At 41.3% G+C, this 20336-nt stretch carries 19 protein-coding genes and 1 riboswitch; of the genes, 15 read left to right on the top strand and 4 right to left on the bottom strand.

Annotated features, from left to right (window positions below; all coding sequences use genetic code 11):
- Nucleotides 1-95 precede the first annotated feature (95 nt).
- Nucleotides 96-1292, bottom strand: coding sequence for a M20 family metallopeptidase (locus tag OMHG_RS08545; protein WP_081498512.1), 1197 nt, complete (start codon nucleotides 1290-1292; stop codon nucleotides 96-98).
- Nucleotides 1293-1581: 289 nt separating this feature from the next.
- Nucleotides 1582-1687, top strand: a riboswitch (TPP riboswitch).
- Between the two features lie 195 nt (nucleotides 1688-1882).
- Here OMHG_RS08545 and OMHG_RS08540 point away from each other — a divergent pair.
- The 4 genes from OMHG_RS08540 to OMHG_RS08525 all read left to right on the top strand — a co-directional run bounded on the left by OMHG_RS08540 (nucleotide 1883) and on the right by OMHG_RS08525 (nucleotide 5891).
- On the top strand, nucleotides 1883-2644 hold the full coding sequence (locus OMHG_RS08540) for a 3-oxoacyl-ACP reductase (protein ID WP_010650109.1): 762 nt from the start codon (nucleotides 1883-1885) through the stop codon (nucleotides 2642-2644).
- A 39-nt stretch (nucleotides 2645-2683) separates the two neighbouring features.
- On the top strand, nucleotides 2684-3502 hold the full coding sequence (locus OMHG_RS08535; RefSeq protein ID WP_010650107.1) for a lipoate--protein ligase family protein: 819 nt from the start codon (nucleotides 2684-2686) through the stop codon (nucleotides 3500-3502).
- Between the two features lie 18 nt (nucleotides 3503-3520).
- Nucleotides 3521-4465 (top strand): lipoyl synthase, encoded by a 945-nt coding sequence (gene lipA, locus OMHG_RS08530; RefSeq protein ID WP_010650104.1) that lies wholly within the window; start codon nucleotides 3521-3523, stop codon nucleotides 4463-4465.
- Nucleotides 4466-5183: 718 nt separating this feature from the next.
- Complete coding sequence (locus tag OMHG_RS08525; RefSeq protein ID WP_010650102.1) at nucleotides 5184-5891, top strand: DNA alkylation repair protein; 708 nt, start codon at nucleotides 5184-5186, stop codon at nucleotides 5889-5891.
- A 94-nt stretch (nucleotides 5892-5985) separates the two neighbouring features.
- Here OMHG_RS08525 and OMHG_RS08520 read toward each other — a convergent pair whose 3' ends face one another.
- Nucleotides 5986-7116: a CAP domain-containing protein gene (locus OMHG_RS08520; protein ID WP_010650100.1), complete on the bottom strand. Its 1131-nt coding sequence runs from the start codon at nucleotides 7114-7116 to the stop codon at nucleotides 5986-5988.
- A 213-nt stretch (nucleotides 7117-7329) separates the two neighbouring features.
- Here OMHG_RS08520 and OMHG_RS08515 point away from each other — a divergent pair, with 213 nt between their 5' ends.
- Nucleotides 7330-8517: a DUF4317 domain-containing protein gene (locus OMHG_RS08515; protein WP_010650099.1), complete on the top strand. Its 1188-nt coding sequence runs from the start codon at nucleotides 7330-7332 to the stop codon at nucleotides 8515-8517.
- A 102-nt stretch (nucleotides 8518-8619) separates the two neighbouring features.
- On the opposite strand, the gene OMHG_RS08510 is transcribed toward OMHG_RS08515, so the two are convergent.
- Nucleotides 8620-9054, bottom strand: coding sequence for a ferritin-like domain-containing protein (locus OMHG_RS08510; RefSeq protein ID WP_010650097.1), 435 nt, complete (start codon nucleotides 9052-9054; stop codon nucleotides 8620-8622).
- Nucleotides 9055-9165: 111 nt separating this feature from the next.
- Here OMHG_RS08510 and OMHG_RS08505 point away from each other — a divergent pair, with 111 nt between their 5' ends.
- The 6 genes from OMHG_RS08505 to OMHG_RS08480 all read left to right on the top strand — a co-directional run bounded on the left by OMHG_RS08505 (nucleotide 9166) and on the right by OMHG_RS08480 (nucleotide 13646).
- Nucleotides 9166-9807: a phosphatase PAP2 family protein gene (locus OMHG_RS08505; protein WP_010650095.1), complete on the top strand. Its 642-nt coding sequence runs from the start codon at nucleotides 9166-9168 to the stop codon at nucleotides 9805-9807.
- A gap of 109 nt (nucleotides 9808-9916) precedes the next feature.
- Nucleotides 9917-10657 (top strand): cell wall-active antibiotics response protein LiaF, encoded by a 741-nt coding sequence (gene liaF / locus OMHG_RS08500; RefSeq protein ID WP_010650093.1) that lies wholly within the window; start codon nucleotides 9917-9919, stop codon nucleotides 10655-10657.
- A 31-nt stretch (nucleotides 10658-10688) separates the two neighbouring features.
- Complete coding sequence (locus tag OMHG_RS08495) at nucleotides 10689-11735, top strand: sensor histidine kinase (protein ID WP_010650091.1); 1047 nt, start codon at nucleotides 10689-10691, stop codon at nucleotides 11733-11735.
- 23 nt (nucleotides 11736-11758) lie between these two features.
- On the top strand, nucleotides 11759-12385 hold the full coding sequence (locus OMHG_RS08490) for a response regulator (RefSeq protein WP_010650089.1): 627 nt from the start codon (nucleotides 11759-11761) through the stop codon (nucleotides 12383-12385).
- 343 nt (nucleotides 12386-12728) lie between these two features.
- Nucleotides 12729-13163, top strand: a complete 435-nt coding sequence (locus tag OMHG_RS08485) for a disulfide oxidoreductase (RefSeq protein ID WP_010650088.1) — start codon at nucleotides 12729-12731, stop codon at nucleotides 13161-13163.
- Between the two features lie 3 nt (nucleotides 13164-13166).
- On the top strand, nucleotides 13167-13646 hold the full coding sequence (locus tag OMHG_RS08480) for a thioredoxin family protein (protein ID WP_010650087.1): 480 nt from the start codon (nucleotides 13167-13169) through the stop codon (nucleotides 13644-13646).
- Between the two features lie 69 nt (nucleotides 13647-13715).
- On the opposite strand, the gene OMHG_RS08475 is transcribed toward OMHG_RS08480, so the two are convergent.
- Nucleotides 13716-14210 carry an antibiotic biosynthesis monooxygenase family protein gene (locus OMHG_RS08475; protein WP_010650085.1) on the bottom strand — a complete coding sequence of 165 codons (495 nt, stop codon included), beginning with the start codon at nucleotides 14208-14210 and terminating at the stop codon, nucleotides 13716-13718.
- A gap of 218 nt (nucleotides 14211-14428) precedes the next feature.
- Here OMHG_RS08475 and OMHG_RS08470 point away from each other — a divergent pair, with 218 nt between their 5' ends.
- The 4 genes from OMHG_RS08470 (at nucleotide 14429) to hemY (ending at nucleotide 20179) form a co-directional block, all read left to right on the top strand.
- Nucleotides 14429-16609: a transglycosylase domain-containing protein gene (locus tag OMHG_RS08470; protein WP_010650083.1), complete on the top strand. Its 2181-nt coding sequence runs from the start codon at nucleotides 14429-14431 to the stop codon at nucleotides 16607-16609.
- 158 nt (nucleotides 16610-16767) lie between these two features.
- Nucleotides 16768-17802 carry a uroporphyrinogen decarboxylase gene (hemE, locus tag OMHG_RS08465; protein ID WP_010650081.1) on the top strand — a complete coding sequence of 345 codons (1035 nt, stop codon included), beginning with the start codon at nucleotides 16768-16770 and terminating at the stop codon, nucleotides 17800-17802.
- Nucleotides 17803-17834: 32 nt separating this feature from the next.
- The gene (gene hemH / locus OMHG_RS08460) at nucleotides 17835-18770 is read left to right on the top strand and encodes a ferrochelatase (protein WP_010650079.1); all 936 of its coding nucleotides are present in this window, start codon (nucleotides 17835-17837) and stop codon (nucleotides 18768-18770) included.
- Nucleotides 18770-20179, top strand: a complete 1410-nt coding sequence (hemY, locus tag OMHG_RS08455) for a protoporphyrinogen oxidase (RefSeq protein ID WP_010650077.1) — start codon at nucleotides 18770-18772, stop codon at nucleotides 20177-20179. The genes hemH and hemY overlap by 1 nt, the downstream gene beginning before the upstream one ends.
- Nucleotides 20180-20336 lie beyond the last annotated feature (157 nt).

Raw genomic sequence — 20336 nt, 5'->3', positions numbered from 1 at the left:
CTGAGATGGGTCGGATTTTTTTTATATAAAAAGCTTTCTTGTGCAAACTTCACTTAACTACATTAAAAGCATCGTATATAGGCAGAACCTTTTTATCAGCTTATATTATTCCGCTGGCAGCCGAAGTAGGCACCAATGAGTGTTTTGGCCGCTATGGGCATTGCCTTTTCATCAATATCGAATTTCGGATGGTGATGCGGATAGGGATTTCCTTCTTTATTTGCCCCTGTGAAGAAAAAGGCACCTGGTTTTTCCATCGTATAATAAGCAAAATCTTCACCGCCCATTACCGGCAGTGCCTCTTCAGCGGTATGGATTTCAACTATATCGTTACATGCTTCCAGAACTATTTCCGCGTCCTCAGGATGATTGACTAATGGTGGATAGCCTTTTATATAATCAAAGGTGTAGGCAGCATCATTTGAGATACAGATCCCTTTAATGATTTTATCCATTTCATCCATGATTTTAGCCTGGACATCTAAATTAAAGTACCTCACAGTACCAATTAATCTAGCTTGATCAGCAATCACATTAAATGCGTTTCCTGCCTCAAAGATACCAGTTGTGACGACCGCGGTTTCCAGTGGATCCAATCTTCTACTGACGATCTGCTGAAGCTGTGAGACCACCTCTGCTCCCAATACAATTGCATCCTTTGTTTCATGTGGATAGGCGCCATGACCGCCCTGGCCTTGTATGGTGATTTCAAACCGGTCTGCACCCGCCATAAAGGCAGAGCGGGATGTGTGCATGACACCGAGTGGCAAGGTGGCCCATAAATGTGTGCCGAATACTGCATCAGCACCTTCAAGTGCGCCGGATTCCAGAATAGGCTTCGCACCACCCGGGGCATACTCTTCTGCATGCTGATGGAGAAAAATGATCGTCCCTTCCAATTCATTTTGGTGCTGCTTCATCACTTTAGCCAAAGTCAATAAGGTAGCTGTATGGCCATCATGACCACAGGCATGCATTACACCTGGCACCTTGGATTTGTATGGAACATCCTTTTCGTCTTGGATTGGGAGGGCATCGAAATCAGCCCTTAATGCAATCGTCTTACCTGGTTTTCCTCCTTTAAGTGTTGCAAGGACGCCATTGCCGCCAACCTTTGTCTGATAAGGAATTTCCAATTTTTTATAGTAGTCCGCAATATAGTTTGCCGTTTGTATTTCCTGATGAGAAAGCTCCGGATGCTGATGCAGATATCTTCTGATTTCAACCATCTCCGGATATATCTCATCAATTGCTCTATGTATTTCTTTCAACAAAACAAATCCCACCTTCATCTGATTTTTTCCAAGAAAATGCCTTTGCACCCTTATGCGCGATTGCCTTCTCGATTACCTTCTATAGTGGTCTCCTGGACCATCAACTGGTTAATCGATAATAGTTTAACAACTATTATAACATTATTTTGACATTTTTCATTTTTCAATTTAAACAAAAAGAAAGAAGTTTAACGAACTGTAATCAGTAATGGCTAAGTCTTCTAACTAAAAGAGGCGGCAATATTTAGAATTATCGGGAGACAAGGGAAATTATGTATGTTAAACTGTAAATGAAATTAAATAAAATATAATTCACTAGGGGAGCCATGCGGCTGAGAAAGGGAATTCATTTCCTTTGACTCTTTGAACCTGATTTGGGTAATACCAGCGAAGGGAAGTGATGTTGTTTACTATTACTCGATTATGACTAATTTTAATAAACAGGATCACGATAATGTGGTGCTGTTTTTTTATAGGATTTTTTCATAATTATTGCTTTCCAGCCTTCGCTGTATTAATCTTCTACAATCTTTTAGAAAATGGTCCGCGATTGTCAAATTACTCGTCGTTCGACCTACCTTAGTGAAAGAATTTAAGGGGGAAGACTATTGGAAATCAAGGACCAAGTCGTTCTGGTAACTGGAGCAAGCAGGGGGTTAGGTGCAGAAATAGCAAAAGCATTTGGAGGACAAGGTGCACATGTCATCGTAAATTACTATCAAAATGAAAAGAAAGCAAAGGAAGTCGTAGAGCATATCGGGAAAGATGCAATAGCCGTTCAGGCAGATATTACCCAAAAAAAGCAGGTTCTTGAGATGTTTGAACAGGCAGAAATACAATTTAAAGGGCCAGTTACAACAGTCATAAACAATGCCCTTGTAAATTTTGAATTCGATGCTGTCAACAGGAAAACAGCAGATGCCATCAATTGGGAAGATTATCATACCCAGTTTGAAGGAAGTATTAAGGCAGCATTACATACCACACAAGCTGCAATTGAAGGAATGGCAAAATCCAATTTTGGTCGGATCATCAATATAGGAACAAATCTATTCCAAAATCCTGTTGTGCCTTACCATGATTATAATGCCAGCAAGGCTGCATTAGTTGGATTTACAAGAAGTATGGCAAGTGAACTAGGTGAAAAGGGTATCACGGTAAATATGGTCTCAGGCGGACTGCTGCATAAAACAGATGCAAGTGCATCCACTCCCGATTCTGTGTTTGAACTGATAAAGGCTAATACCCCGTTAAAGCGAGTGACAACTCCTGAGGAATTAGCGGATGCGACATTATTTTTTGCCTCTCCATGGAGCAGGGCAATCACTGGCCAGAATTTAGTTGTCGATGGCGGATTGGTTATGGATTAATGATGGACAAAATGATGTCGGAAAAGAGGTTAAACGTTCATGAAAGAAACATGGTATTACGTTGACTCAGGGTATTGTTCTCCTGCTTTCAATATGGCTATGGATGAATCCCTGCTTGATTGGCACAGCGAGGGAAAGATACCCCCAGTCTTACGCTTTTACGGTTGGAGACCAGCTGGGCTTTCCATCGGCTATTTTCAAAAAGTAAATGGAAAGATTGACGTCAAAAGTGCTGAAGATTATGGGATCGAACTCGTGCGCCGGCAGACTGGAGGGCGTGCTGTCCTCCATGACCAGGAACTAACATACAGCTTGCTTGTATCTGAAAAACATCCGACAATGCCGCATTCCATCAAAGATGCTTATATGGTCATCTCAAAGGGGTTGTTAGAAGGGTTTAAAGAACTCAATCTGGATGCAGGATTCGCCATTCCCCAAGGAAAACTGCAGACGGCCAATTCGGCAGTCTGTTTTGAAGAACCATCATGGTATGAATTGATAATTGAAGGGAGAAAAGCAGCAGGAAGCGCACAGACTCGCAAAAAAGGTGTTGTTCTTCAGCATGGTTCCATTCCAATAGAGGTAGATCAAATAAAATTATTTGATTTATTCGTCTATCCAAATGATCGAATCAAGGAGCGGGCCAGAAGAGCTTTCGGCGAGAAAGCTGTTGCAATTAACGATGTATCGGAACAACCGTACACCTTTGAAGAAGTGAAAGCTGCATTCAAAACAGGATTTGAACGCGGGCTGAATATTGAACTGAAGCCGTTTAGACCCACAGCTGAACAAATATCTGAAATAAATGAGCTGGCAGAGACCAAGTACAGAAGTCCCGAATGGAACTATTCCCGATAAAAGAAGGAGTGTTGTATAATGGTAAAAAAATATGAACATGTAAAAAAACCGGAATGGCTGACCGTAAAACTTAATACAAATAAGTCGTATAACGGGCTGAAGAAATTAATGCGGGAAAAGAACTTAAATACCGTTTGTGAGGAGGCAAAATGTCCAAATATTCATGAATGCTGGAGTGAGCGGCAAACAGCGACATTTATGATTCTTGGAGACACATGTACTCGAGGGTGCAGATTTTGCGCAGTTAAAACCGGATTGCCAAATGAGCTGGACTGGGGTGAACCTGAACGTGTAGCAGAGTCTGTAGAAATTATGGGATTGAAGCATGCAGTAATAACTGCAGTAGCACGGGATGATTTGAAGGATGGAGGTGCAGCGGTATTTGCAGAAACGGTGCGGTCAATACGACGAAAGATGCCGGGTACGACAGTAGAAATCCTTCCTTCAGATATGAAAGGGGATTACGATAGTCTGCATACACTGATGGACAGTGAACCGGATATTTTTAATCATAATGTGGAAACGGTCCGCCGCCTGACAAAAAAAGTCCGGGCAATCGCCATGTATGACCGGTCCCTGCAGTTGCTGGAACGGGTCAAAGAGATAGCACCAAATACACCAACTAAATCAAGCATCATGGTCGGTCTTGGGGAAACAAAAGAAGAAATCCTCGAAACGATGGATGACTTACTTGCACATAAAGTCGATATCATGGCAATTGGCCAATATTTGCAGCCAACCAAAAAGCATTTGAATGTGGAACGGTATTACCATCCGGATGAATTTGCAGAACTAAAGGAAATTGCTTTATCTAAAGGCTTCAAACATTGTGAAGCAGGGCCGATGGTTCGATCTTCTTACCATGCAGATGAACAGGTGAATGCTACTTCCGCTCAGCGCATGATCAATTACATGAAAGGCTTTGAAGCCAGCGGAAGAAGACTTGACAACTTCAACTTTTAGTTGCGCCATGTAAATAATCCGAATTTATCAGTTATTTGGAATCAGGCAAACCATACAATGAAATGCTGCTTTAAATCGCTCTCTATCTTTACGATAGGGGCGATTTTACTTTATAAATTCATTAAGATAGAATTGTTTTATAATATACTGGACTCACAAATGCATAAATGTATTTATTAAAAGGCTGTTTTCTCAAAGATTGTTGTTTTTACATAAAATATATATACTGCGATGTAACAGCAACGGCCGATTTTCGCTCCGGGCAGTCGCTTTCCGCGGCGGGCGCTCTCAGCTTCCTCAGAAGCAAAACCGGCTTCTTGCGGGATCTTCAGCTGTTGCTATTCCCGCTGGAGTCGACAGCCCTACGCTCCAATCAATCAGCTTAATAATTATCAGTAATTTGATTCAGAAAACCCGATCATAGCGGAGGAAATACACGGGGACTCCAGCGGGAAAGCGAAGACGCTAAGACCCCACTAGATGCACCTGCGTCTGCCAGTAACACTCCGCAGTATGCTTCCTCGGTGCAAGGGAACAAGGAAGCAATCGCAAGTAGTACCCTGGCTTAGCGCGAGCCCGCGGAAAGCGCAGTGTATTTCCGGAGCGGGGATAAAACACCAATCCTTTCCTGTTATGTCGCAGTTTCTATCAAATACCAAGTTAGAAATAATAACAATACTTACGAAAAGATCCTATTAAAATGAAAGGAAGTGAGAACATGGATTTAGACACGGTTATGGAGGAACTGGAAGCACTAGGTAAGGAAAGGACGAAAAAGAGATATATTGGAAATGGGGCACAGGAGCCTGTATTTGGAGTAGCTACAGGAGCAATGAAGCCAATCGCAAGGAAAATCAAGAAAAATCAGCCATTGGCCGAGCAGCTCTATGCCACTGGGAACTATGATGCAATGTATTTTGCCGGTGTTATTGCGGACCCGGAAACGATGACAGAAGAAGATTTTGAGCGTTGGATTGATGGGGCCTATTTTTATATGCTGTCCGATTATGTTGTTGCTGTAACATTGTCAGAAACCGATATAGCCCAAGCTGTGTCCGACAAATGGATTGCAAGCAATGACGAACTTAAAATGTCGGCAGGATGGAGCTGTTACTGCTGGCTTTTGGGAAGTCGTCCAGATGCTGAATTTAGCAAAAACAAGCTTTCAAGCATGATCGATCACATGCAAACTGCGATCCATGATTCACCAGACCGAACGAAGGCATCCATGAATAATTTCATCTATACAGTTGCTATTTCCTATGTACCTCTTCAGGACAAGGCAATTGAAATTGCTAAGGAGATAGGTCCAGTCGAAATCAGTAAAGGTAAGAAAAAAACCACTACTTCAAATGTTTCCGAAAGAATCAAAAAGGATTTAGATAGAGGAATGAGTGGATTCAAACGAAATTACGTAAGGTGTTAGTTTAGTAAGAAATATAAGAAACTGGAACCAGATCATAAGTAATCCGGTTCCAGTTTTGCTGTCGCAGCTGCAATTAAAATAAGGGAGCATTAATCTATTTCGTCAGATAATTCTCTGTGAAAAACGGCTTCGATTCGTTATCGAATGAAACACCAACGGCAAGTGCTTCATATTCTTTTTTCAATTTGTTTTCTCTGTGACCAAGGGAGTTCATCAGGCCTTCATGAGCAAAGATACTGCTTGATTGTCCGGCGGCAAGGTTTTCACCTGCAATCCGGAAAGAAATCGCGTCCTCTGCCATCCTGTCAAACGGCGATTGGCCTTCTGGGTTTGTATGGCTGAAATAATGATTCACAGCCATGTCTGTGCTATGGTCCCGCGCAGTCTTCCTCAACGGTTCCTCCCAATTCAGCACGGTAAGTCCATGGTTTACTCTTGCAGCATTCGTCAGATCGAACAGCTGATATTCAAAGCCCTCTTTTAATGACTGATCCGGATCGGCAAAATAGCTTGTTTTCTGCTTTTCCAGTTCTCCACTGATAATCTGTATCGCTGTAACGGTGTTATTTTCATGTTTGTCATAGAAAATCGTTACATAGTTATTTTCAATCAGAAATACATCATATTCCTGCTCATTTTGAATCTGGTAATTGACGAGTCCCTTTCGAATCGCTTTAAGCGGCTCGCCCAGCTCAGCCAGGACAGATTCACGCGAACTCTCATAGCTGATGCCCTTCGTGGAGGTAAGCATGTCCTGATTGGTATATATACCGGCAACCTGATCCTGGTCATCATAGGCAACCATGAAAAAGTTATGATAGTTTTCATGATAGGTATGCCAGTCGGTCCCATATTCATTCATAGTGGAACGTTTTGGTTTTCCTGCTAGGTTTTCCACTTCCGAACGATCGTCTCCAATTTCTGCATTGCCCACCGAAAAGGACTGCTCGGTGGGTTCATCAAGCTGTGGTCTCTCAACAGCATTTTCTTTCTTCTGCTGGCTTTCCTGCTGAATATCTGTCAGTCTGCCTTTCAAAAGTTGAAACTCCTGATTGATGGTGTCAATTGCTGCAGTAATATGGGGGTTTTCTATAAGTGCATTGGCATCGCTGCGAATTTCTTCATAAACACCGGCAGCGCCATGTTGCTGGAATGTTTCTCCGTAGAAATGCCAAAGTGCTCCTGCGAGTATTATGATAACAATAATATGTCTTAATTTTGGCATTATCTCACTTCCTGATTTCTGATTCTATTCCGCTATTCTATCAAGTATCAACAGTATGAACAAATATGAAGAAGTTTAGCAGAAGTTTTATCAATTGTTTGCAAAAGAATAACCGAAATTCTTCTTAATCGAAATCCTTTTTCTATGATAAAATGGAAGGATGTGAGAAAGACAGTCAATCGGATGGTTGAAATCAAGAGGAGCGAAATAATTTTGAATAAAAAAGATATAGCAGATATTAAAAAGCAATTTAAGGTTAATAATGATTTACTTAAAATCCAGGATATTTTTAATGTCTATATTATGAAAGAATCGAGTGATATCTATCATCATCAAAGCACGCCTTTTGAAATGCTGGAACAGGAACAAAAGGAGTTGTTTATGGCCAATTTCAAGAAAGTCCTGACAGGCCAGCTCGACCAAAAATTATTCGAACTGAAATTCCAGCGTGACATCGAAAATAGCAGTCAGCTCATTCTTCATCAGGGGATGCTGACGAACGATACGGCTGAATGGAAAGAGCAAATGCTCAAACTCGTTGAAAAGATGCTGAAGGATAAGCAATACGAGATGGACACCGTGATTACGTTCATACATGGTGAATATCTGAAGCCAACAAGACGAAGCAATGACGAGGCAGACGAGAGCAGTCGAGATCGTGTTTATTCCAATTCCTTTATCCTGTGCAGTATCAACAGAACACTGGATCCAAAGAAGGAATTGCTGTTTGATTATGTGGAAAAGGAATTCAAATATCATTTTGTGGTTGATCCAGTAATTAACCTGAAGGCCCCGATGGGTGGATTCTTGTTTCCGAGCTTTACCGACAATGCGGCAAACGTGAATCGCGTGCTTTATTCGGCGGGAAAACCTTACGAATTGGATTATCATTTTATCGAAGAGGTCTTGAATGCAGAAGAAGCAATGACCGCGGAAGACGATAAGATTGTATTCGAGGAAATTGTCAAGGATGTGGCAGGCGGTCAGATAAATACATCTACCCTTGCCAATGTTTATGATGAAATCAATCGTGTTGTGGAAGAGAACGAGGAACCAGATGCGCCAAAACTGGATTACCGGGATGTAGAGAAGGTTCTGAAAAGCAGTGGAATCCAGGACGTCGATCAGGAGAAAGTTGAATCGGCTTTCAAAAAGGTGATCGACGATGAAAAATATGAACTGAAAGCTACTAGCATTTTACCAAAATATGCTTCCAAGTCTATCAAAATCAAAACAAAAGTCGCGGACATTAAAGTCAGTCCGCAAGATCTGCGCTATGTGCGTCAACTGCACCTGGATGGCAAGCTGTGCTTAATGATTGAAGTAGAAGAAAATACAGTGATAGAAGGATTTGAAATGATTCCGGAAGTACTGTTTAAACAGGCTGAAGATGTAGAATAGAAGGAATAGGAAAAGCGGCATCCGCAATGGATGCCGCTTTTCCTGCTTTTGCTGAAACATGAATTGCTCCTCAGCCCTTGTAATTGCTGAATGAAGTCTTCATTAAGAAAGTCTTGCGTCTTCAAGCAAACGTTCGATTTCTTCTTTATGGTGTGTTTCATCAGAGATTAAATCTTCCAGTTTGACAACTAATTCAGTAAACCCTAGATTTTCTGCCTGTTTCTTTCGTTTTTCATAACGTTCAATTGTTTCTGTTTCAGATTTTAAACTTGCTTCAAGCAATTCTTTAACCTCTGTAGGCTGTGGTATCTCAGCAGCTTTTGTTGTAGGGGTACCGCCAAGGGATTTAATCTTTTCAGATAAATATAATGCATGTCCAAGTTCGTCCGTGATTTCTGCTTCAAAGAAGGGCTTTAATGCAGAACGATATAATCCGGAAACTACAGAAGCACTATACGTGTATTGAATTGCCGCACCATATTCGTTTGCTAGGTCTTCGTTTAAGCCATCGATTAGATTTTGTAATTCCTGTTCCATATTGATTACCCCTGTCTAAATAAATTTTTTATTATACTAATAATCTACCCTGTTCAGTTTTTTTCAAACCTTAATTGGAGTATGATATAGGGAGAAGGAGAGGGTCTGCAGATGCATGATAAGCGACATCGGATTGTTTTATTATTATTTACTATAGTCTTTATAGTTATAGGAGTATGGGTAGCACAAATTATCAACGGAACTCTTCCGTATGCGGATAGATGGACAAGAGGTCTAGTGGACAGCCTGGATCATTCGTATTGGTATCAAGCGGCCCGGTTTATAACTGAACTTGGTTCCCGGTCATTCATCATTCCGCTTTTGCTTGTAATGTCAATTGTGCTCCTGATTCTGTTTAAGGATTGGTTTGCTGCTTTTATGTTTGCCGGTGGAACGATAGCGGCCCACACATTAAATAAACTAATAAAGAATCTTGTCGATCGGGAAAGACCGAGCATTTCCGTTGCAGCCAATGCAGAAGGATATAGTTTTCCATCAGGACATGCCATGATTTCCATGGTGTGCTATGGCTTATTGGGCTATTTTCTCGTGAAAAGAATGAAATCATCTAAGGCTATCATGGCTACGCAGCTATTTTTTTCCTTGCTGGTATTTCTGATAGGTCTTAGCAGATATATTATTAATGTTCATTATTTAACAGATGTTATGGCGGGTTTTGTAATCGGTTTTATCTGTTTGATAGGGATTATCTATCTGTATGAATGGATTCAGAAATACAGGTCTCGGTCTTAAGACGGAGTGAAAAGCATTCTCTGGTTGGTTTAACAAATAGAAGAATGTTTATATGATAATGGTAACTCTTATTTACCGCAGCAATACCTGATGGAAGGATGACATATAGATGAATAATTTATTTCGCTATTTTTTGGCGGTTTTTTTAATAACAATCGGTGTGATGCTGGTCATGGCGAATGTTGGAGTAGTCAGTTTCAACCTCAATCTCGCATGGCAATATATCTATCCGATATTCTTTGTTGTGATTGGGATAAATTGGCTATTCGGTTTTTTTAGAAAGAGGGGCGGAAGCTGGGAAATGGGTTCCTTCCTATTACTGTTCGGTTCCTTGTTATTGATGGACAGGATGGATTGGATTGTATTTACCTTTTGGGATATTTTTAAATTATGGCCGCTTTTGATTGTGTATATAGGTTTTAACCTATTTAGGCGTGAACGGTTTACTGGCGAATATGGATCAGGCAAAGAATGGAAGAAAGGGGATTTTTCTATGTTTACAGTAGGTGATCATGAATACAGTGAACCGAATTGGAAGGTGGAGCCTATGATTCTGAAGCATATGGCAGGGGATTTTTACTTTGATTTTACCAAAGCATTTATTCCGGAGAAGAATATTCCAATCTCTGTTCGCTCACTGGCTGGCGATGTAACTATTCTAGTGCCCGAGAATCTGGATTTTCGCATTAAGGCCTTTGTAAACGCTGGGGAGATTAAGGTCCTTGGCCAGAATGCGGAGGGGATTAATCGATCCATTAATTTCCAGACAGGCAATTATGAAGTTGCCGAACGCAAGTTGGACTTCATGATAAATCTAAAGGCTGGGTCTATTCGGATTGATCAAGTATAGAAGATCCATCTAATCGAAGGGAGGAAGCAGTTTGAAGAGGAAATTCTCAAGCATCCGCTATACATTTATTCGTTCACATTTATCACATTTATTCTTAACGACAATATTTCTCCTTTCTATTCTATTGTCTGTTCATGTCCTGTTTGAGCCGGCATGGCTTACTGTACAGAGTATTTTCCTATTTATATTATTGTATGTATCGGTCTCCTTTCTTCTCTCTGTATACTCCGGATTTAAGTCTACCGGAAATTCTCTTAAGACAAGGCTTGATGCAGTTTCTGTTTTAATCAAGCAATTCTCTAATGGAAACTATCAATCTTCCATTTCCTTTCTGGAAGATGATGGGGACGAATTAGCAAGGATTGGGAAAGAGCTGAATGAATTGGGACCCAAACTGCAAAAACAAGTGAAATCACTGCAAAGGATGGGGGATGAGAAGGCAGACTTTGCCAAATCTGCCCATAAAGCAGCAGTCATAGAAGAAAGGCAGCGTATTGCAAGAGACCTTCATGATGCTGTAAGTCAGCAGCTATTTGCTTTGACTATGATGTCAGAAGCCTCTGTGAAGCAATTTGACAAGAATCCAGCCCTTGCCAGGCATCAAATGAATGAAGTTGCTGCAGCAGCATTGCAGGCACAAACAGAGATGCGAGCATTATTGCTGCATTTGCGGCCGGTGCATCTCTCCGGCGATTCGCTGCCTACTGGTATCAGCAAGCTGATTAATGAGCTAAGACAGAAAAGTCAGGTGCATTTTATTCTGGACATCCATGAGGATCTGAGACTCAGTGAAGCAATAGAAGAGCATGTTTTTCGGATTGTCCAAGAATCTTTATCCAATATTCTCAGACATGCGAATGCAAGCCAGGTGCATGTCGATATTTCGAAAAAATCAAAAGAATTATTCATACATATACGGGATGACGGAAAGGGATTCGATGTTACAAAAGATACAGTAAGAAAGACGTCGTATGGTTTAAAAACGATGCAGGAGAGAAGTGAAGAACTCGGTGGAACCTTCATTATCCGTTCGAATCCGGATGAGGGAACCTATATCGATATACGTATTCCATGTTAGACAGCTAATAAGGAGGGATAGCATTGATTCGAACAGTTGTTATTGATGATCATGAAATTGTTAGAAAAGGTATTATTGCATATCTGCAGACAGAGGACGATATAGATATAATAGGGCAAGCCGCAAGCGGGAATGAAGGGGCGGAACTTGTGCTTGAATTAAGACCTGATGTTGTACTGATGGATCTGATTATGGATAATGGAAACGGAATCGAAGCAACGAAAAGGATTATGGAAAAGCATGCCGCCTGTAAGATTATTATTCTAACAAGCTTCTATGATGATGAACAGATTTTCCCGGCGATTCAAGCTGGCGCCTTCAGCTATATTTTAAAGACATCATCCGCACCCGAGATTGCAGAGACAATCAAAAAGGCGGCTAGAAATGAGAATGTCATTGAACCGAAAGTGGCTGGTAAAATGATGTCCAATTATCGTTCAGAACAAAACAAGCTGCATGATGATCTTACAGAACGCGAACTGGAAGTGCTCCTTTGTATTGGGAATGGAATGACGAATCAGGAAATTAGTGACCAGCTATATATCGGCATAAAGACAGTCAAAACACATGTCAGCAATATACTGTCCAAATTAAATGTAAAGGACAGGACACAGGCAGCAGTCTATGTGCATCGCAAGCATTTATTATAGGGCATCCAATAGCTTGCTGTTTTTGATAACTAGTTGGATTGCGAGGCAGTACTGTCCTGGAATTCCAGTTCTATGGAGTCCAGGTGTGCGGGTCAGCCGAATGCGTAAGCGGAGCGGAATAGTTCATGAAACTTCCCGGTAACTTGAATCCATATAACATATGAATAAATCTGCTCTATGATTCGATTTACTGTATATGTTATATTGATGAGCAGAAGGAATCGATGCAATCGTTCATTAATTTGACAAAATGATTCTGTCACCTGCTGCTAAACTATTGTTTTTATAGGAGTGCATTTGTATAATACAAATGTACTTTTAAATAAGAGAGGATAGCGTCTATATGCGAAGTGTGACCAAGAAAGCAGAAAATCTGTTATTGCTCATATGGGTACAGGCCATTCTGGCGACTGGGGGAAGCCTGTTCTATTCCGAGATAATGGGATTTATCCCATGTGAATTATGCTGGTATCAGCGTATTCTGATGTATCCTCTGGTAGTTATCTATGGTTTTGCAGCTATCAAGAAGGAAATTTCCGTTACACTGCCCGGGTTAATCCTAAGTGGCATCGGAATGTTTGTTTCCATTTATCATTATATGGTACAAAAAGTCCCTGCTTTTCATGAAATGGGAGGTTCTTGTACGGGCGGAGTTCCATGCAATGCTGTATATGTCAATTACTTAGGATTTGTTACAATCCCATTTTTAGCCGGTATAGCATTTATTGTCATTTTTGTTTTACAGTTTATGTTATTAAAAGAACAGAGGGGGAAATAATCAATGGGAAAGAAAATGTTAATCATCATCGGTGCGATTGTCGTATTATTTATCGCACTATACTTTGTGGTTGATTATAAAAACAATCAGGCGCTGGACAACAGCGAAAATCCATATGGCTCAAAAGAGCTGGATCAGGCAACAATTGATCAGTTGGATGATCCCTTATATCAGAATCAGATTCTTCCGGAACAATTGAGTGAAACCCTGAATAATGGGGAAGAAGCAACGGTTTATTTCTATAGTCCAGTATGTGTCTATTGTCAAAACACGACACCATACTTGGCACCATTGGCAGAGGATATGGACGTGGATATGAAGAAATTCAATCTCCTCGAATTCGGACAGGAAGGGACTGCCTATAATATTGAATCTACACCGACACTAGTCCACTATGAAGACGGAGAAGAAGTTGCCCGTCTTGTTGGCCAGCAAGCTGAAGAGGACTATGAAGCATTCTTCAATGAATATGTTTTAGAATAGATATACCGCCGTACAGAAGATATACCAAAAGCTAGCTGTGATAGATAACAGCTAGCTTTTTGCTTTTCGTTAATCTTCTTCTAGCATCGTGCATGTTGTTATAAACGGACGTTCCGTAAAATGTGCAGGCTGTTTGGCTGCTTGCCCTTTATGTGCTTCCTTAAATTGATCGGATGCCTTCCAATTTTCAAAATCGGCAGCCGAACTCCATTGGGTAAGTACAACGTAAGTATTATTCTGGAGCGGTCTCAGAAAGCGAAATGCCTGGAATCCGGGCATTCCTTCAACAGCATTTGTACGGTTTTTGAAACGGTGTTCAAAACCAGGCTTGCTATCGTCTGCGACCGGTATATTGTTCATGACGACAAAGCCTTCTTTCTGAATTTCTCCTGTCTGCATTAATAATTCGTATTCACGCCCTGCATTAAACAGTTTCTTATTGTTATTTTCATAATAGGCGATGCCACTTTCACTGCTTGACATTAAATGAAGATTGAATTCAGGATGTTTTTTGTCAAGCTTTTGCAAAAAATCAATTGTGCCGTTTGTCATATATGCTTTCATGCAGAAACCTCCTTGTTGATTAATCATACTAAAGCTTTGATAAGAATTTTTACAAATCACCTTCATAACTATTAAGCCTATAGTCATCATATTACCCGAAACCAGAAATAACTACACTAAGTGTAAATTAAAATAATTATTAAATGATAGGGACTATATTCTTTAACCTTGGCGAAAAATGTCGTATACTATAAGTGTAATTGTGTAGAGGTGAACATATGCGTAAGAAAGAAAATAAAGGAAGAAAACGAACAACTGTCTCACGAAAATTAAAGCTGTTTTTATGGATGGCGGGTTTTCTTATTATAATTGGACTGCTTGGATATGGGGCTGTCTTATATGGTGGAAATCTCGTTGTGGACGACGAAGACCTGATTTTGGATGCGGCAACTACGATTGAAACACGCGAAGGAGAAATAATAGGTAAGCTTTATAACGAAAATCGGGAGCTTGTTTCCATCGAACAGATTCCAGATCATTTGGAACAGGCATTTGTAGCTATAGAGGATAGACGATTTTATAACCATGAAGGCGTCGATCTAAAATCCATCACGCGTGCTGTTTACCGGGATATCATTGCCATGAGTAAAGTCGAAGGTGCAAGTACAATTACACAGCAGCTGTCTAAGAACCTATTCTTGTACAATGATAAAACATGGACAAGAAAAATTAAAGAAGCAATGGCAGCCATTTATCTTGAAAGAAATTACTCCAAAGCTGAGATTCTGGAATTATATCTGAATGAAATTTACTTTGGAGAAGGTCTGTATGGGGTGGAAACTGCTTCAAACTATTTCTTCTCGAAACCTGTCGAAGAATTAAGCATTTCTGAAAGCGCAATGCTGGCTGGACTTGCGAAGGCCCCCAATGGATATTCGGCGATTGATCATCCGGAAAAGGCATTGGAAAGAAGAAATATCGTTCTGCAGGCAATGGAAGATGCCGGGTACATTTCAGCAGAAACACGTAAGAGTGAACAAGAAAAGACGCTTGGTTTGGTGCTTCAGGAAAAGGAGCCAACCCCATGGACTGACAGCTATATCGACCTTGTGATGAAGGAAGCGGCTGATAAACATCAACTTTCTGTAGATGCATTGAAAAAAGGCGGATATCGAATAGTAGTCAATATGGACCCTGCCATTCAGCAGATTGCCTATGAACAATTTCAAAATGATGGATTTTTCCCGGGGAGTACAGAAGGGGTCGAAGGTGCATTCGTGATGATGGAGGAAGGGACAGGCAATATAGTTTCAGCCATTGGCGGCAGAAACTATCAGCTCGGAGATTTGAATCGTGTTACCGTCCAACGACAGCCTGGTTCAACGTTTAAACCTGTTGCTGTATATGGACCGGCAATGATGCAGGAGGAAAAGTTCAACCCATTTACATTGCTTCCCGATCAGCAAATTGGCGAATATTCCGTCTCTAATGCAGATGGAGAATATGCGAATACAGTAACCATCTATGAAGCATTGATGACATCAAAGAATACTTCTGCCGTCTGGCTGCTCGAACAGATTGGAATCGATTATTCAAAAGAATATCTTAAGCGATTGGGAATGCCGATAGAGGATGAAGGTCCGGCAATTGCACTCGGGGGATTGACACATGGTGTTACACCTCTGCAAATGGCTCAAAGCTACCAATCGTTTGCCTCTGAAGGTAATGTTATGGATTCCAGCACAATCAATCAGATATTCGATCGAGATAATCAGATGGATTATGAAGCCGAGATAAGTCCGAAACAAGTATTCAATCCACAGGTTGCATGGAATATGACAGAGATGTTAGCAGAAACGGTGACTAGCGGTACAGCTACTTCTGGTGAGTACTCAAAGGCACTTGCAGGAAAAACCGGCTCCACTCAGCATCCACGGGTAGAGGGACAAACGAAAGATGCCTGGTTTGTAGGCTATACACCTGAATATGTCAGTGCTCTATGGATGGGCTACGATAAATCGGATGAAGATCATTACCTGACAGGAGGAAGTGCCTACCCAACCAGTTTGACCAAATCAATTCTGAATGAGATCGATAAACAAACTGGAGGCTCTCTTGCGGCAGAATTTGTGAAACCGGAAAATGTGGACGCATTGCCAGAACCAATTCGCCTTGAGCAAATCACTAATCTTACAGCAGAATACGAATTTGGCGGATTTTCTCTTGTAAAGGGTAAGCTAACATGGGATGGCTCTGATGATGATCGAATCGTTTATCGGATCTATCAGGATAATGAAGGCATTGATAAGCGGATTGGCGAGGTAACTGGTAAGAAAGAATATAGCATCAGCAATGCTCTTTTCCGCAATAATCGATATTATGTTGTCGCCTACGATCCATTGACCAAAATGGAAGGCGGCAGATCAGAGACTGTAGAACTGGATTGGCAAAACAGATAGTTTATATGGAGAGGTTTGTTCTGGAGTTAGATTTACTTTTTGCCGCTTTTCAAAATGAGGCAAATTCATGACAAACCTTTGCCTGAACTATACAGCGAAGTTTGAAATCGCTATAGTAGGTAATGGAGAAAGTAGAATGTGTAAAAGGATGGAACTTTATGTCGAAAAAACTCAACGATACAATTTTAAGAGCTTACAATGGTGAACAAACCGATTATATTCCCGGCTGGTTTATGAGACAGGCAGGACGTTCACAGCCTGAGTACCGTGAATTAAAGGAAAAGTATTCGCTATTTGAAATTACGCACCAACCTGAATTAAGCGCATATGTAACAAGGCTTCCAGTTGAAAATTATGGGGTCGATGCGGCAATTCTATATAAGGATATTATGACACCATTGCCTGCTTTGGGTGTCGACGTAGAAATTAAAAACGGGATTGGACCTGTCATTCATAATCCAATCCGAAAGCTAAGTGATGTAGAAAGTCTTGGCCACCTTAATCCAGCTTCGGATATCCCTTATATACTGGATACGATCCGGCTATTGACAGAGGAACAATTGAATGTTCCCTTGATTGGTTTTAGCGGGGCGCCATTTACGTTAGCCAGTTATATGATTGAGGGAGGGCCTTCCAAGAACTATAACAAAACAAAATCATTAATGTATCGCGATACGGCAACATGGTTTGCATTGATGGATAAACTGTCTGATATGATCATTACCTATATCGATGCACAGGTAGAGGCTGGTGCACAGGCAATCCAAATATTCGATTCATGGGTAGGATCACTAAATGCACCCGATTATCGTGTATTTATCAAACCTGTGATGACAAGGATTTTCTCGGAACTCAGAAAGCATAATGTACCATTGGTTATTTTCGGAGTCGGTGCACGTCATCTATTGATGGAATGGAATGACTTGCCTATTGATGTCATTGGACTTGACTGGAGGACTTCCATTACCGAAGCCCGTGAAATGGGTGTCACAAAAGTAGTGCAGGGAAATCTCGATCCGACAATTTTACTTACGGAATGGGAGATAATAGAGAAACGTACAAAAGGCATCTTGGATGAAGGGATGCAGCAAGGAAAGTACGTATTCAATTTAGGGCATGGTGTTACGCCTGATATTAAACCTGATACCTTGAAAAAGTTGACAGCGTTTATTCATTCCTACACAAAAAAATAAATTGAAAATTTTACAAAGAGGTGCTGAAAAAAATGGAAAAGAAAAAAATCGGTTTATTGGTAATGGCTTATGGTACGCCAAGCAAGGAAGAAGAAATTGAACCATACTACACACATATCCGTCATGGAAGAAAGCCTGAACCAGAAGCATTGCAGGATTTGAAAGATCGCTATCAGGCAATTGGCGGAATTTCACCGCTTGCCAAAATTACCGAAGACCAGGCATATTCTCTGGAAGCAACCCTAAACAAAGTACAAAATGAGTGTGAATTCAAAGTATACGTTGGTTTGAAGCATATTGCACCATTTATTGAAGATGCCGTAGAAGAGATGGCGAAAGACGGCATTAAAGAAGCTGTTTCGCTTGTACTAGCTCCGCATTATTCTACATTCAGTGTTAAATCATACAATGATCGCGCTGGCAAAGAGGCAGAAAAACATGGTATTACAATCGAGTCTGTAAAAGATTGGTATACAGAGCCAGGTTTTATCAGCTTCTGGGCAAGAGGCATTAGCAAAATCTTCAATGATATGTCTGCCGCAGAACGTGAAAAAGCTGTTCTGATTGTTTCTGCACACAGTCTGCCGGAGAAAATTTTACAAAATGGCGATCCATATCCAGACCAGTTGAGAGAAACTGCCGAACTAATTGCTGAAGAAGCTGGGATTAAAGATTATGCATTGGGATGGCAAAGTGAAGGAAATACACCTGATCCTTGGTTGGGACCTGATGTTCAAGATCTTACACGCGAGCTTTATGAAAAGCAGGGTTACCGTTCATTTGTATATGCTCCAGTTGGCTTTATTGCAGATCACTTGGAAGTTCTATATGATAACGATTATGAATGTAAGGTTGTCTGTGATGAACTTGGTGCTAAATACCATCGCCCGGACATGCCAAATGCCCACGTTGACTTCATTAACATGCTATCAAAGGTTGTCCTTAAAAAAGTAAAGAGTGAAGTGTGATGGAATCAAAAAAAATAGTAATTGTAGGTGGCGGAATCACTGGATTATCCGCCGCTTACCATCTGCAAAAACAAATAAAGGAAAAAAATTTTCCTTTTGAAGTGAAGCTTGTTGAAGCAAGCAGTCGGCTGGGAGGAAGAATACAGTCGATTACGCGTGATGGCTATACTATTGAATTGGGACCCGATTCCTTACTGGCAAGAAAACCTGCCGCAGTGAAACTTGCTGAAGAACTTGGACTAAGTGATCAAATGATTCGCAATGGCACAGGACAGTCGTATATTCTCATAAAAAATAAATTACATAAAATGCCTAAAGGCGCCTACATGGGTGTTCCAAAAGAAATTCGGCCACTGCTGGCTTCTGATGTATTTTCCTTAAAAGGGAAGCTGCGGGCCCTGATGGATCTAGTGCTGCCAAAAAGCAAGATAAAAGGGGACCAGTCACTTGGTGCATTCATGCGGCACCGATTTGGAAATGAAATCGTGGACTATCAGATCGATCCCTTGCTCTCAGGCATCCACTCTGGAGACATTGACCAAATGAGCCTGCAAGCAATCTATCCGATGTTTTATCAAGTTGAGCAGGAGTATGGGAGTGTCATGCGAGGACTGCAAAAAACCTTACCAAAGGCACCATCCATAAAGAAAAAGGCTAAGAAGCCAGAAGGTGCCTTTTTCTCTTTTGAAACAGGTCTTGAGACATTGGTCAAACGCCTGGCGGAAGTACTTGATGCTGGTACCGTAAGCATGAATACGGCAGTCGATCATATCGAAAAGAAAGAACAGGGATATCACCTGCTTCTGAGCAATGGAGAGGTATATAAAGCAGATGCTGTAATCATGGCAGCGCCACATACGAAAGTGCCAGCAATGCTTACACAATACGATTTCTTGAGAAAACTGAATGACATCCCCGCTACCTCTACAGCAAATGTCGTCATGGCGTTTGACCATGCAGACATTAAAAAGGATATCGATGGCACTGGATTTCTCGTAAGCAGAAGCAGCAACTACCGCATCACCGCATGTACATGGACACATCGGAAATGGCCAACCACGACACCAGAAGGGAAAGCCTTATTCCGCTGCTATGTCGGCAAACCGGATGACCAGGGAATCGTAGACTTAACCGATGAGGAAATTACGGAAATCGTGCTGAAAGATTTAAACAAAACAATGAAAATAAAAGCAAAACCAGCATTCAGTATCATTACAAGATATAAAGATGCCAGGCCACAGTATCATGTTGGACATCTCGAGCTTGTCAATGAAATCCGTACGAATGCCTCCAGTGAACTGCCAGGATTAGTCCTAACGGGAAGCTCCTACGACGGAGTGGGCATACCTGATTGCATCGAACACGGCCAAAAAAGTGCGTCCGAAGTAATCGAATATCTGAATAGATAAAAGGAAAGCCCTGCAAAAGCAGGGCTTTTTGCTTGGTGTGGTGGCTTGGACTGGACGGTCATAAGAGCCGCGGAACGGTGAGTTGGTGCCGCGGAGTAGGGGATGGAACACAGCGGGGATACTGGAATCAGGGGCGGGGAGGCTGTCACTGTCGCGG

It is taken from the genome of Oceanobacillus massiliensis str. N'diop, from assembly GCF_000285495.1.
Lineage (GTDB): Bacteria > Bacillota > Bacilli > Bacillales > Amphibacillaceae > Oceanobacillus > Oceanobacillus massiliensis.
The sequence above is the reverse complement of the archived record's forward strand: the minus strand, read 5'-3'. Positions and strand labels throughout refer to the sequence as shown.

Excerpts from the sequence above, each read along its gene's own strand:
- OMHG_RS08520 (WP_010650100.1), bottom strand. The coding sequence starts at position 7,116 with ATGCCAAAATTAAGACATATTATTGTTATCATAATACTCGCAGGAGCA.
- hemE (WP_010650081.1), top strand. The coding sequence starts at position 16,768 with ATGTCGAAAAAACTCAACGATACAATTTTAAGAGCTTACAATGGTGAA.
- OMHG_RS08470 (WP_010650083.1), top strand. The coding sequence starts at position 14,429 with ATGCGTAAGAAAGAAAATAAAGGAAGAAAACGAACAACTGTCTCACGA.
- OMHG_RS08525 (WP_010650102.1), top strand. The coding sequence starts at position 5,184 with ATGGATTTAGACACGGTTATGGAGGAACTGGAAGCACTAGGTAAGGAA.
- hemH (WP_010650079.1), top strand. The coding sequence starts at position 17,835 with ATGGAAAAGAAAAAAATCGGTTTATTGGTAATGGCTTATGGTACGCCA.
- OMHG_RS08475 (WP_010650085.1), bottom strand. The coding sequence starts at position 14,210 with ATGAAAGCATATATGACAAACGGCACAATTGATTTTTTGCAAAAGCTT.
- OMHG_RS08505 (WP_010650095.1), top strand. The coding sequence starts at position 9,166 with ATGCATGATAAGCGACATCGGATTGTTTTATTATTATTTACTATAGTC.
- OMHG_RS08535 (WP_010650107.1), top strand. The coding sequence starts at position 2,684 with ATGAAAGAAACATGGTATTACGTTGACTCAGGGTATTGTTCTCCTGCT.
- liaF (WP_010650093.1), top strand. The coding sequence starts at position 9,917 with ATGAATAATTTATTTCGCTATTTTTTGGCGGTTTTTTTAATAACAATC.
- OMHG_RS08510 (WP_010650097.1), bottom strand. The coding sequence starts at position 9,054 with ATGGAACAGGAATTACAAAATCTAATCGATGGCTTAAACGAAGACCTA.
- OMHG_RS08545 (WP_081498512.1), bottom strand. The coding sequence starts at position 1,292 with ATGAAGGTGGGATTTGTTTTGTTGAAAGAAATACATAGAGCAATTGAT.
- OMHG_RS08485 (WP_010650088.1), top strand. The coding sequence starts at position 12,729 with ATGCGAAGTGTGACCAAGAAAGCAGAAAATCTGTTATTGCTCATATGG.
- hemY (WP_010650077.1), top strand. The coding sequence starts at position 18,770 with ATGGAATCAAAAAAAATAGTAATTGTAGGTGGCGGAATCACTGGATTA.
- OMHG_RS08480 (WP_010650087.1), top strand. The coding sequence starts at position 13,167 with ATGGGAAAGAAAATGTTAATCATCATCGGTGCGATTGTCGTATTATTT.
- lipA (WP_010650104.1), top strand. The coding sequence starts at position 3,521 with ATGGTAAAAAAATATGAACATGTAAAAAAACCGGAATGGCTGACCGTA.